This window comes from Curvibacter soli, assembly GCF_029211125.1.
GTDB classification, from domain to species: domain Bacteria; phylum Pseudomonadota; class Gammaproteobacteria; order Burkholderiales; family Burkholderiaceae_C; genus Curvibacter_A; species Curvibacter_A soli.
Window position 1 is genome coordinate 33305 of sequence record NZ_JARGEN010000018.1, and the last position, 12977, is coordinate 46281.

General features: G+C 69.9%; 9 protein-coding genes and 1 pseudogene. 4 read left to right on the top strand and 6 right to left on the bottom strand.

The window, feature by feature from the left end; genetic code table 11:
• Nucleotides 1–63: 63 nt before the first annotated feature.
• Both PY257_RS04260 and PY257_RS04265 read right to left on the bottom strand, forming a co-directional pair.
• The gene (locus PY257_RS04260) at nt 64–705 is read right to left on the bottom strand and encodes a CoA transferase subunit B (RefSeq protein WP_275739198.1); all 642 of its coding nucleotides are present in this window, start codon (nt 703–705) and stop codon (nt 64–66) included.
• A 16-nt stretch (nt 706–721) separates the two neighbouring features.
• Nucleotides 722–1420 (bottom strand): CoA transferase subunit A, encoded by a 699-nt coding sequence (locus tag PY257_RS04265; RefSeq protein WP_275739200.1) that lies wholly within the window; start codon nt 1418–1420, stop codon nt 722–724.
• Between the two features lie 90 nt (nt 1421–1510).
• Here PY257_RS04265 and PY257_RS04270 point away from each other — a divergent pair, with 90 nt between their 5' ends.
• Nucleotides 1511–2083, top strand: coding sequence for a PAS and helix-turn-helix domain-containing protein (locus PY257_RS04270; protein ID WP_275739202.1), 573 nt, complete (start codon nt 1511–1513; stop codon nt 2081–2083).
• Between the two features lie 103 nt (nt 2084–2186).
• Here the strand turns inward: PY257_RS04270 and ligA are convergent, their stop codons facing one another.
• From ligA to PY257_RS04290, 4 genes are all read right to left on the bottom strand, one after another.
• A complete protein-coding gene (ligA, locus tag PY257_RS04275; protein ID WP_275739204.1) occupies nt 2187–4346 on the bottom strand; it encodes an NAD-dependent DNA ligase LigA in 2160 nt (719 codons plus the stop codon).
• A gap of 8 nt (nt 4347–4354) precedes the next feature.
• Nucleotides 4355–5449, bottom strand: a complete 1095-nt coding sequence (locus PY257_RS04280) for a cell division protein ZipA C-terminal FtsZ-binding domain-containing protein (RefSeq protein ID WP_275739206.1) — start codon at nt 5447–5449, stop codon at nt 4355–4357.
• Nucleotides 5450–5468: 19 nt separating this feature from the next.
• Nucleotides 5469–8999 carry a chromosome segregation protein SMC gene (smc, locus tag PY257_RS04285; RefSeq protein WP_275739208.1) on the bottom strand — a complete coding sequence of 1177 codons (3531 nt, stop codon included), beginning with the start codon at nt 8997–8999 and terminating at the stop codon, nt 5469–5471.
• Between the two features lie 158 nt (nt 9000–9157).
• On the bottom strand, nt 9158–9400 hold the full coding sequence (locus PY257_RS04290) for a hypothetical protein (RefSeq protein WP_275739210.1): 243 nt from the start codon (nt 9398–9400) through the stop codon (nt 9158–9160).
• A gap of 340 nt (nt 9401–9740) precedes the next feature.
• Here PY257_RS04290 and prpD point away from each other — a divergent pair.
• The 3 genes and pseudogenes from prpD to PY257_RS04305 all read left to right on the top strand — a co-directional run.
• Nucleotides 9741–9956 (top strand): annotated as a pseudogene (prpD, locus tag PY257_RS04295) (2-methylcitrate dehydratase); the annotation flags it as partial.
• Between the two features lie 171 nt (nt 9957–10127).
• Nucleotides 10128–11108: a glutaminase A gene (glsA, locus tag PY257_RS04300; RefSeq protein WP_275739211.1), complete on the top strand. Its 981-nt coding sequence runs from the start codon at nt 10128–10130 to the stop codon at nt 11106–11108.
• Nucleotides 11109–11275: 167 nt separating this feature from the next.
• Nucleotides 11276–12922 carry an acyl-CoA synthetase gene (locus PY257_RS04305; RefSeq protein WP_275739213.1) on the top strand — a complete coding sequence of 549 codons (1647 nt, stop codon included), beginning with the start codon at nt 11276–11278 and terminating at the stop codon, nt 12920–12922.
• Nucleotides 12923–12977: the final 55 nt, after the last annotated feature.

The window sequence follows — 12977 nt, forward strand, 5'->3', positions numbered from 1 at the left end:
TGTCATAAAAAGAACAGGGGCCCCGCGGGCCCCTGTTGGCGATGCCGCGCGCGCAAAGCGGCGTCAGCGCAGCAACGGCACGCCGGTCTTGGCCTGCAATGCCTCGAAGTCGACGCCGGGCGCCAGCTCGACCAACTTGAGCCCTGCGGGCGTCACGTCCAAGACGGCCAGGTCGGTGATGATGCGGTCCACCACGCCCACCCCGGTCAGTGGCAGGGTGCACCGGGGCAGTATCTTCAGATCCACGCTGCCGTCCTTCTTCTTGGCCACGTGCTCCATGAGCACGATGACGCGCGGCACGCCGGCCACCAGGTCCATGGCGCCGCCCATGCCCTTGACCATCTTGCCGGGGATCATCCAGTTGGCCAGGTCGCCCTGCTCACTCACCTGCATGGCGCCGAGGATGGAAAGGTTGATCTTGCCGCCGCGGATCATGGCGAACGACTGGTCGCTGCCGAAGATCGAGGAGCCCTTGATGGTGGTGACGGTCTGCTTGCCGGCGTTGATGAGGTCCGGGTCCACCTCGTCCTCGGTCGGGAACGGGCCGATGCCGAGCATGCCGTTCTCGCTCTGCAGCCACACCTCGATGTCGGCGGGCACGTAGTTGGCCACCAGCGTCGGGATGCCGATGCCGAGGTTCACGTAGAAGCCGTCCTGCAATTCTTGCGCCGCGCGCGCGGCCATCTGGTCTTGGGTCCAGGGCATGTTCTTGTCTCCTTCTTCAGGCGGGCCGGGTGGTGCGCTTCTCGATGCGCTTCTCGGGCGTGGGGTTGTGCACGATGCGGTGCACGTAGATGCCGGGCAGGTGGATGTCGTCGGGCGCGAGTTCGCCCACCGCGACGATCTTCTCGACCTCCACGATGCAGATGCGGCCCGCCGTGGCCGCTGCGGGGTTGAAGTTGCGCGCCGTGAGGTTGAAGCGCAGGTTGCCCGACGTGTCGGCCACGGCGGCCTTCACCAGCGCCACGTCGGGCACCAGCGAGCGCTCCATCACGTAGGTTTCGCCGTCGAACTCGCGCAGTTCCTTGCCTTCGGCCACGATGGTTCCTACGCCGGTCTTGGTGAAGAACGCCGGGATGCCCGCGCCGCCGGCGCGCAGTTTCTCGGCCAGCGTGCCCTGGGGCGTGAACTCCAGCTCCAGTTCGCCCGCAAGGTACTGGCGCTCGAACTCCTTGTTCTCGCCCACATAGCTCGCGATCATTTTCTTGATCTGCCGCGTCTCCAGCAGTTTGCCCAGCCCGAAGCCGTCCACGCCGGCATTGTTGGCAGCCACCGTCAGGTTTCGCACGCCGCTGTCGCGCAGCGCATCGATCAGCGCCTCGGGGATGCCGCACAGGCCAAAGCCGCCGACCGCGAGCAGTTGCCCGTCGGCCACCACGCCGTCGAGCGCGGCGGCGGCGGAGGGAAAGAGTTTCTTCACGCATGTCTCCTGAACATATTCCAGGGCGTTACGATACTACCTAGCACCATAAGTAGAAGTCCCTAACGTTAGAAGTCCCTGGGTACAACTGTGGAAAGCGTCTCGCCGCCGGTCGACTACCAGCTTGCTTTCGAGCTGGCCCCCATCGGCATGGTGCTGTCGCGGCGACGCTCCATTGTGGACTGCAATCAGCAGCTCTGCGAGATGTTCGGCGCCGCGCGCGAGCAGTTGCGGGGCCAGTCACTGCGGGTGCTGTACCCGAGCGCCGACGAATACGAGCGCATGGGCCAGCGCATCGCGCCCATCCTCAATGCCCACGGCCACTATGCCGACGACCGCGTGATGCGCCGCATGGACGGCCGCCACAAGGACGAGACGTTCTGGTGCCACGTGACGGGCCGCGCCCTCAACCGCGAGGACCCGCACGAGGCCGGCATCTGGACCTTCGAGGATCTGAGCCTGCGCCGCCCGGTGAAGGCCGGACTGACGGCCCGCGAGCGCGAGGTGGCGGCGCACCTGATGACCGGGGGGCTGACCTCCAAGGAGATCGGCCGCGCGCTCGGCATCAGCCACCGCACGGTGGAGATCTACCGCGCGCGGCTGATGCGCAAGTACCAGGCATCCACCACGGCGGACCTGGTGTACAAGCTCATGGCGGGTTGAGCCTGAGTTTTTGATACTCCCAGGGAGTATTCATCAAAAACTCTCTTTATATCTGCGCTGGCAGGGTGCATATAGGGGAGTATATGCACCGCCCACTGTAAATTCACCGCTGCGGCGGCACCAGCAGCGCCTGCATGCCCGCCTCGTCGAGCACCTGCACGCCAAGCTCCCGTGCCTTCGCCAGCTTGCTGCCCGCCTCCTCGCCCGCGACCACGTAGTCGGTCTTCCTGCTGACCGAACCCGCCACCTTGGCGCCCGCGGCTTCCAGCAATTCCTTGGCCTCCTCGCGGCTCAGCGTGGGCAGGGTTCCTGTCAGCACGAAGGTCTTGCCCGCCAGCGGCAGCACGGCGCGCGGCGCCGGCGGGCCCTCGGGCCAGTGCACGCCGCAGGCGCGCAACTGCTCCACCACCTCGCGGTTGTGCGGCTGGTCGAAGAAGGTGCGGATGGCCCGGGCGACGATGGGGCCGACGTCGTTGACCTCCATCAGCGCCTCCACACTCGCATCCATGACCGCGTCCAAGCTGCCGAAGTGGCGCGCCAGGTCCTTGGCCGTGGCCTCGCCCACGTGGCGCGCGCCCAGGCCGAACAGGAAGCGCGGCAGCGTGGCCTGCTTGGATTTTTCCAGCGCCGCCAGCACGTTCTGCGCCGATTTTTCGGCCATGCGATCCAGCGCGACCAGCGACGACAGGCCCAGGCGGTACAGGTCGGGCAGCGTGCGCACGATGCCCGCATCGACCAGTTGGTCCACCAGCTTCTCGCCCAGGCCCTCGATGTCCATGGCGCGGCGCGCGGCGAAGTGCAGGATGGCCTCCTTGCGCTGCGCCGCGCAGAACAGGCCGCCGGTGCAGCGGTGGTTGACCTCGCCGTGCTCGCGCACCACGGCGCTGCCGCACACCGGGCACTGGCGCGGCATGCGGAAGTTGGGCACATAGGGCTGGCGGGGGATTCGGCGCAGCGCGCCCTGCGGCGACGGGCCACCCCTGGCCGCGAGAGCCACCTCGGCGGGCAGCGAACCACGCGCAGCGGGGAGCGTGGGTGCCACGATGCCCACCACCTCGGGAATCACGTCGCCGGCGCGCCGCACGATGGCCGTGTCGCCCACGCGCACGTCCTTGCGGCGCAGCTCGAACAGGTTGTGCAGCGTGGCGTTGGTGACCGTCACCCCGCCCACGAACACCGGCGCGAGCCGCGCCACGGGCGTGAGCTTGCCGGTCCGACCCACCTGCACGTCGATGGCCTCCACGCGCGTCATCTGCTCCTGCGCCGGGTATTTGTGCGCCACGGCCCAGCGCGGCTCGCGCGTGACGAAGCCCAATTGCCGCTGCAGCGCCAGGCTGTTGACCTTGTAGACCACGCCATCGATGTCGTAGGGCAGGCCGTCGCGCGCGGCGCCCATCCGCTGGTGGAACGCTACCAAATCAGTAGCGCCATGCGCAATGCACACCTGCGGCGCGACCGGAAAACCCCATGACCCCAGTGCCTGCAGCAGCGCATAGTGGGTGCCGAAATCCGGCCCGCCCGCCTCGGGCGGCGTGACTTCGCCCAGGCCGTAGGCGAAGAACGACAGCGGCCTGCGCGCGGCGATGGCCGGGTCGAGCTGGCGCACCGCGCCGGCAGCGGCGTTGCGCGGGTTCACGAAGGTCTTGTCGCCCCGCTCGCGCTGGCGCTCGTTGAGCTGCTCGAAATCGGCGCGGCGCATGTAGACCTCACCGCGCACCTCCAGCAGCGGCGGCACGGGGATGGCGGCAGCCGCCGGCAGCCGCAACGGGATCTGCCGGATGGTGCGGATGTTGCGCGTCACGTCCTCGCCCACCTCGCCGTCGCCGCGCGTGGCGGCCTGCACGAGCAGGCCGTGCTCGTAGCGCAGGCTCATCGCCAAGCCGTCGAACTTGGGCTCGCACACGTATTCGACCGGCGGCGCGTCCTCGGCCAGGGCCAGCTCGCGGCGCACGCGGGCGTCGAACGCCTCGGCGCCCGTGGCCTCGGTATCGGTCTCGGTGCGGATGCTGAGCATGGCCACGGCGTGGCGCACCGGGGGGAACTGCGCCAGCGCCGCGCCGCCCACGCGCTGGGTGGGCGAGTCGGGCGTGATCCAGTCGGGGTGCGCGGCCTCCAGCGCCTGCAGTTCGCGCAACAGGCGGTCGTACTCGGCGTCGGGCACCTCTGGTGCGTCTTGCACGTAGTAGGCGTGGGCATAGCGGTCGAGCTGCGCGCGCAGCGCGGCCACGCGCGCCTTATCGCCGGACACATCCTGCGCAGCCATGGCCTGCGTCAACTGAACACGCGCCGCGCCAGCACCGAGCCGGCGCCCAGATCGTGCCGGTCGAGCTTGTCGTAGAGCTGCTCGACCTCGGCGCCGATGTGGTCGAGCGCCTGCGGCGACAGCGCCTGGCCGTTCTGGTCGGTCACCACGCCGTCCATGGCACCGGCCAGCGCGGCGGCGGCCTCGCGCAGGCGCTGGAAGGGCTGCTCGCCGCGCGGCACCTGGGGCACGTCTAGGCTCAGCACCACTTCGCGCACGGCGGTCTGCGCCGGGTCTTCCGACATCGCGGCCTGGCTGTCGAAGGCCAGGCTGAGCACCGGCGACAGGCCCGCCGCGGGCGCGGGCAGCACCATGCGCCCGGGGATGGCGCCGGGCAGGAAGCCCAGGCGCTGCGCGTTCTGCTGGATGTAGCCGGGGCTCCATGCGGCCTGGCGCGCGCGCAGCACGAAGGCCAGTTGCGCGTCGTGGTCGCCCGCGAACTGGTCCAGCTCGCGGGCGCGCGCCACCACCTGCAGCATGTCGGGGAAGTCGGGCTCGGCGCCGATGGCGTCGGCGAAGGCGCGGGCCTTCATGACGAATTCCGAATACTCGATCTCGTTGAGCGCGCCGGTGCGGTTGGCCAATTGCACGCCGGCCTGGAAGTTGGTGTAGCGCTGGCCCGCTGCGGGCTGCTCCCACTGGCGCGTGGCGGCGTTCAGGCCCTCGATGGCGAAGGGCTTGCTGCCGGCGCGGCGCGTGGGCGGCAGCGCGGCCAGCGCGGCTTCGCCGGCCACCACGTGCTCGGGCTGCATGGGCGCGATGGCGTCGATCAGCAGGTCGAGCGCGCCGCGCCGCTCGGTCGGCGGGGGCATGCGCAGCAAGGGCTCCGGCCCGGCATCGGCCATGCCGGGGGCGGTGCCGATGTCGAAGGCGGGCTCCTGCCGCTGCGCCAGGGGATCGGCGCCGTCGGCGGGGGCATGCGCGTGCGGCAGCGGCACGGTGTCGCGCGCGTCGGGGTCGGCCTGCTTGGGGGCGTTGCGGCGCGAGGTCCAGGCGTTGTAGGCCACCATGGCGGCCAGCCCAAGGCCGCCGGCGATCGCCAGGCTGATTTGCAGGGTACTCATGCGTGCTGTTCTGAGTGTGTCATGCGGCTTGCGCCATGTGCAGCGCGGATTCCATGTCCACCGCCACGATGCGCGAGACGCCCTGCTCCTGCATGGTCACGCCGATCAGTTGCTCGGCCATCTCCATGGCGATCTTGTTGTGGCTGATGAACAGGAACTGCGTGCCCTTGCTCATCGCGGCGACGAGCTTGGCATAGCGCTCGGTGTTGGCGTCGTCGAGCGGCGCGTCCACCTCGTCGAGCAGGCAGAACGGCGCCGGATTGAGCTGGAAGATGGCGAACACCAGCGCGATGGCCGTGAGCGCCTTCTCGCCGCCCGAGAGCAGGTGGATGGTCTGGTTCTTCTTGCCCGGCGGCTGCGCCATGACCTGTACGCCGGAGTCGAGAATCTCGTCGCCGGTGATGATCAGCCGGGCCTGCCCGCCGCCGAACAGCTCGGGGAACATGCGGCCGAAATGCTGGTTGACGGTATCGAAGGTGCCCGAGAGCAGTTCGCGCGTCTCCGCGTCGATCTTGCGGATGGCGTCCTCCAGCGTGTTCATGGCCTCCGTCAGGTCGGCCATCTGTGCGTCGAGGAAGGTCTTGCGTTCGCGCGCGGCGGCCAGTTCGTCGAGCGCGGCGAGGTTCACCGCGCCCAGCGCCGCGATCTCGCGGTGCAGGCGGTCGATCTCGCCCTGCAGGCCGGCCAGGCGCACGCCGCCCTCGGCCACCGACTTCGCCAGCGCCTCCAGGTCGGCCTGGGCCTCGGCCAGCAGGCTGCCGTACTGCTCCAGGCCCAGGCGCGCGGCCTGTTCCTTGAGCTGGAATTCGGTGATGCGCTGGCGCAGCGGGTCCAGGGCGCGTTCGAGCTGCAGGCGGCGCTCGTCGCTGGCGCGCAGCTTGGCGGTCAGGTCGTCGTATTCGCTGCGGCGCGCGGCCAGCGCCTGCTCGCGCTCCAGCTTGAGGTTCAGCGCATCCTGCAGGCCGCCCTGCGCGGCGGCGTCGGACAGGCGCGACTGCTCGTCGCGGGCCCGCTGCTCCTCGTCGGCCAGCGACGCGGCCTGCTGCGCCGCCGTGTCGATGGTGCGCGCAAGCTCGGCGCGCCGCGCCTCCAGGCTGCGCTGCGAGAAGGCGGCCTCCTGCGCGCGGCGCTCCAGCGCGCGCTGCTGCTCGCGGCATTCGTTGAGCTTGCGCTCGCACTCGATCACGCGGTCGCCCAACTGCGCGTGGCGCTCCTGGCTGTCGGCGAGCTGCATGTCCAGCTCCTCGAAGCGCGCCTCGGCGGTGGCGCGGCGCTCCTGCAGATCGTCGAGCAGGCCGTCCACCTCGCCCAGGTCGGCGCCGATCTGCTCGCTGCGCACGCGGGCCTGCTCGGCCAGTTGCGACAGGCGCAGTGTTTCCACCTGCAGCTCGTGGGCGCGGCCCTGCGTCTCGGCGGCTTCGCGCCGGGCCGCGACCAGGCGCTGCGCGGCGTCGGCATAGGCAGCCTCGGCGCGCACCAGGGCCGTGCGAGCCTCCTCGGCGATGAGGGTCTGCGCGCGCAACTGTTTTTCCAGGTTCTCGATTTCCTGCGCCCGCGCCAGCAGGCCGGCCTGCTCGGAATCGGGGGCGTAGAAGCTCACGCTGTGCGCGCCGACCGCATGGCCGCTGGGCACGTAGATGGCCTCGCCGGGCTGCAACTGGGCACGCTGGGCCAGCGCTTCGTCGAGCGTGGGGGCGGTGTAGCAGCCGTGCAGCCAGTCGGCCAGCACGGCGCGCAGGCCGGCTTCATGCAGTTGCAGCAGCTCGGCCAGGCATGGCAGACGCGCAGGGCCCGCGGGCGCGGCGGCGGCGGCGGGCGGGCTGTAGAACGACAGCTTGGCCGGCGGCGCCTCCTGCCCGCTGCTGCCCAGAAAGCCGCGCACCATGTCGAGCCGGGAGACTTCCAGCGCGCCCAGCCGCTCGCGCAGCGCGGCCTCCAGGGCGTTTTCCCAGCCGGGCTGGATGTGGATGCGGCTCCACAGCCCTTGCAGGCCCTCCAGCCCCTGGCGGGCGAGCCAGGGCGTGAGCTTGCCGTCGGTCCGGACCTTCTCCTGCAGCGCCTTGAGCGCTTCCATGCGCGCCGACAGATCGGCCTGCCGGGCGCTCTCGGCGTTCACGGCCTGCTGGCGCGCGCGCCGGTCCTGGTCGAGCTGCGGCACGCTGTCCTGCAGTTCGGCAAGCCGGGCCTCGGCCTCCGCGGCGGCCTCGCGCGCGGCCTCGAACTGCTCGCGCAGGTTGGCCAGCCGCGCTTCGTCCGGCGCGGCCAGGGCGTTGCGGTCGGCGGCCAGGCGCTCGCGGCGCTGGCCGAGCTGGCGCGACTGCTCCTCGATGCCGCGCTGCTCGGCGGCCAGCACCTGTATCTGCTGCTGCACCTGCGCGACGGCCGCGCGTTGCTCACCGCTGCGGGCCTGCGACTGGCGCAGCGCTTGCTCCAGTTCGGGCAGTTGCTGCGCCTGCTCTTCCACCTGCGCGGCCAGAAGCTCGGCTTGTTCCTCGGCGCTGGCGCCCTGCTCGGCCAGGGTTTCGAGTTCGGCCTGCGCCTCCTGGCGGCGCACGGTCCACTGGGCGATCTGCCCGGCCAGTTGGCCCAGGCGCTGCTCCACGCGCTGGCGGGCTTCGACCACGTAGCGGATCTCGGCCTCCAGGCGCCCGACCTCGGCGCTGGCCTCGTAGAGCTTGCCCTGGGCCTGGTTGACCTGGTCGCCCGCGGCGTAGTGGGCCTGGCGGATGGTCTCCAGGTCGGCTTCCACGCGGCGCAGGTCGGCCATGCGCGATTCGAGGTCGTTCACGGCCTGCAGGCCGTCGGCCTGGATGCGGGCCTGGTCGGCCTCGGCCTCGGCGCGCTTGAGGAACCATAGCTGCTGCTGCCGCAGCGTGGCGTCGCCCTGCAGCGCGTGGTACTTCTGCGCCACCTCGGCCTGCCTCTCCAGCTTGTCGAGGTTGGCGTTCAGCTCGCGCAGGATGTCGTCCACCCGCGTCAGGTTCTCGCGCGTGTCCGAAAGGCGGTTCTCGGTCTCGCGGCGGCGCTCCTTGTACTTGGAGACGCCGGCGGCTTCTTCGAGGAACAGGCGCAGCTCCTCGGGCTTGGATTCGATGATGCGGCTGATCGTGCCCTGGCCGATGATGGCGTAGGCGCGCGGGCCCAGGCCGGTGCCCAGGAACACGTCCTGCACGTCGCGGCGGCGCACCGGCTGGTTGTTGATGAAGTAGCTGCTGGTGCCGTCGCGCGTGAGCACGCGCCTGACGGCGATCTCGCCATACTGGCTCCACTGCCCGCCGGCGCGGTGGTCGGCGTTGTCGAACACCAGCTCCACGCTGGAGCGGCTGGCCTGCTTGCGGGTGGTGGTGCCGTTGAAGATCACGTCCTGCATCGACTCGCCGCGCAGCTCGCTGGCCTTCGATTCGCCCAGCACCCAGCGCACCGCGTCCATGATGTTGGACTTGCCGCAGCCGTTGGGGCCCACCACGCCCACCAGTTGGCCGGGCAGCACGAAGTTGGTGGGTTCGGCGAACGACTTGAAGCCGGAGAGCTTGATCGAGTTGAGGCGCACGGGTCGGTGGGGTCGGTAGGGTCGGTCACGGGGGGCCGTCGGCCCGGGTGGCGAGCTCCGGATGATAACCCCCGCGCCTGGCACTCCCCGGGGGGCGCAGCCGCCGCAAGGTTACAAGTCTTTTCGGCCTCCAGCGCAGGTGGTTCCTGCGCTGGCAGCTATTTTTTTGATAGCAACTCGCCCATTCTGTCCGCCTTCGCGCAGCCGGCGCCACAGCGTGGCGCGGCTGATGCCCAGAATCGCGCGGCCTGGCGCTGGTCGCCCTGCGCCGACTGCAGCACCTCGCGCACGCGGCGCAGTTCGGCGGCGCGGCGCGCGTCCTTCAGCAGCGCCTGGGTTGCGCGCGGCGGCAGGGCCTGGGCGCATTCGGGGAACACCTCGGCCAGCCGGGCGCGGTTCACGGCGCCATGGCCGTCTGGCAGGTTGCTGCGGGCAGGCCAGCAGGCGCTCGGCCAGGTTTTCCGGCGCACGCAGGTTGCCGGGCCAGGCGTAGCCCGCCGCCTGGCCGAGCAGCGCGGCCAGAGCCTGCGCACCAGCCCGATCGGCCACCGGCGCCGCCGCGCCGAGGGCATCCCGCTGCTTGAACCTGGAAACGGCAGTTGACCGCTTCGTATCCCTTGCCAGGCCGCATGCAATCGAGCGTTGACGGCTTCGATGGCGTTCGCCTCGTGGGCGAGAGCGCCATGCACCTGCCAGCACCGCGCTCGGCGCGCCATGCGGCGTTGCTCCTCCTTGCGGGCACCAAGCCCGCCGCGTCGTCGCGCCTTGCCTGGCACCCCGATCACGGCACCGGCAGGCGCATCCAACTGCCGTTTCCAGGTTGAAGCCAAGTTCCGCACCAACCTCGCGCGGCGCTTCCCGAAGCAGCAGCAGGACGCGAGCCTGGCCCTGTCCCTGGATCAGCAGAAGCTCGAAGCCACGCCCGTGCACGAATATGTGGACCTGTACGTCAGCTAACGGCACTTGCCACAAAATAGGCCGCCAGCGCTTTATCCACGGGCGCTGGCAGCTACACAATCCATAGCATCCATGGCCACGGCGCGGCGCCGCCGCGCGGGCACCGCATAGACACCGCATGGATATTGCTAGGCTGTGAAAACCTCTTTTCCCCCGATGGCCGCACAGCCCATGAACACACCTGCCACTCCCGCCGACGAACTGCAAACCATCCTGCAAAGCGCCTACGCCAGCAGCGCGGGCAACACCAGCGGCGCGCTGGCCGACTACATCCCCGAACTGGCCAAGGTGGTGCCCGACTCTTTCGGCCTGGCCATCGCCAGCGCCACGGGCAGCCTCTGCGCGGTGGGTGACGCCGAGGTGCCGTTCACCATCCAGTCCGTCTCCAAGGCATTCACCTACTGCATGGCCATCGAGCTGGCCGGGCGCGAGGCCGTGCTGGCCCGCGTGGGCGTGGAGCCCAGCGGCGATGCCTTCAACGCCATCGAGTTCGACCCGCACACGCGCCGCCCCTTCAACCCCATGGTGAACGCCGGCGCCATCACCGTGGCCGGCATCCTGTACGACCGCCTGGGCGACGGTGCGTTCGACGCCGTCCTGGACCGCTTCTCGCGCGCCGCCGGGCGCCGGCTGGACATGGACGAGGCCGTGTACAGCAGCGAATCGGCCACCGGCCACCGCAACCGCGCCATCTCGCACCTGCTGCTGGCCACGGGCGCGGTGACGAATCGGGTGGAGCCCATCGTGGACCTGTACTTCCGCCAATGCTCCATCCGCGTGACGGCGGTGGACCTGGCCTGGATGGGCGCCACCCTGGCCCACATGGGAGAAAACCCCGCCACGCAGGACCAGGTGTTCGACCTGCGCGCCGTGCGCGACACACAGACCGTGATGTTCACCTGCGGCATGTACGACTACTCGGGCAACTGGGCCTTCGACGTCGGCATCCCGGCCAAGAGCGGCGTGGGCGGCGGGCTGGTCGGGGTGGTGAACCGGCAGCTCGGCATCGGCGCGTATTCGCCCCGACTGGACGCCAAGGGCAATTCGGTGCGCGGCGTGGCCGCGTTCTCGGCGCTGTCCGACGAGCTGGGCCTGCATGCCTTCGACTGCACCAACCGGGGCTCTCTGCTGGTGGAGCGCTACATGCACTGAATGCATGCCATGCAGGCCGCCAGCGCAGGAAAATCCAGCGTGTGCAGCTATTGAAAAAATAGCATATCCATGGGCCCGGACACCTGGTCACCTTCCCCGGCATGCAACCCGCCGGTGGTACAGTCCACGCCGGCCAAGGAACCGAGACATACAGGAGAAGCGTCCGCATGCCGCAACCCAGGAACCCCTTCAACCAAGGGCTGGACAAAAACCAGGCCAACTACGTGCCGTTGTCGCCGCTGAGCTATATCGAGCGTTCGGCCTACGTGTACCCCGCCCGCACCGCCATCGTCTACGGCGAGCGCCGCCAGACCTGGGCCCAGACCTATGAGCGCTGCCGCCGCCTGGCCAGCGCCCTGGCCGCGCGCGGCGTGGGCACGGGCGACAGCGTGGCCACCATGCTGCCCAACGTGCCCGCGATGTTCGAGGCGCACTTCGGCGTGCCCATGGCCGGCGCCGTGCTCAACACCCTGAACACCCGGCTCGACCCCGAGGCCATCGCCTTCATGCTGGAGCACGGCGGCGCCAAGGTGCTGCTGACCGACCGCGAGTTCTCCACCGTGGTCGAGAAGGCCCTGGCCCTGATGAAGACCCCCCGGCCCTGCGTGGTGGAGGTGGACGACGACACCGCGCCCGAGGGCCCGCGCCTGGGCGAGATCGCCTACGAGGACCTGCTGGCCCAGGGCAACCCGCAGTTCGCCTGGAGTCTGCCCGGCGACGAATGGGATGCCATCGCCCTCAACTACACCAGCGGTACCACCGGCAACCCCAAGGGCGTGGTCACCCACCACCGGGGCGCCTACCTGAACGCGGCCAGCAACGTCATCAGTTGGAGCCTGCCGCACCACGCCGTGTACCTGTGGACGCTGCCGATGTTCCACTGCAACGGCTGGTGCTTCCCATGGACCATGGCACTGATCGCCGGCACCAGCGTGTGCCTGCGCCGCGTGGACCCGGCGCTGATCTACCCGCTGATCCGCGAGCACCACATCACCCACATGTGCGGCGCGCCCATCGTCTACAGCCTGCTCATCAACGCGCCCGCCGAGCTGCGCCAGGGCCTCGCCCACACCGTGCACGGCCTGATCGCCGGCGCCGCGCCGCCGGCGGCGGTGATCGAGGGCTGCGAGGCCGCGGGCATCGACATCACCCACGTCTACGGCCTGACCGAGGTGTACGGCCCCGCCGCCGTATGCGCCAAGCAGGAGGAATGGGCCGCGCTGCCGATTGAGGAGCGCGCCCGCCTCAACGGCCGCCAGGGCGTGCCCTACCCGCTGCAGCAGGCCGTGACCGTGCTCGACCCAGAAACCATGGAGCCCGTGCCCGCCGACGGCGAGACCATGGGCGAGATCTTCTTCCGCGGCAACGTGGTGATGAAGGGCTACCTGAAGAACCCCGAAGCCACGCGCGAGGCCTTCGCCGGCGGCTGGTTCCACACCGGCGACCTGGCCGTCATGCAGCCCGACGGCTACGTGAAGATCAAGGACCGCAGCAAGGACATCATCATCTCCGGCGGCGAGAACATCAGCTCGCTGGAGTTGGAGGACGTGCTGCACCGCCACCCCGCCGTGATGCTGGCCGCCGTGGTGGCCCAGCCCGACGAGAAATGGGGCGAGGTGCCCTGCGCCTTCATCGAGCTGAAGCAGAACGCCGACGTGACCGAACAGGACCTGATCGCGTTCTGCCGCACCCACCTGGCCCGCTTCAAGGTGCCCAAGCGCATCGTGTTCGGGCCGCTGCCCAAGACCTCCACCGGCAAGATCCAGAAGTTCGTGCTGCGGGGGCAGGTGAAGTCGGTGAGCGCGATCGAGTGAGGGTGAAAATGGCTGCCGGCGCTTGATTCATCGGCGCTGCCAGCTATGGATACAG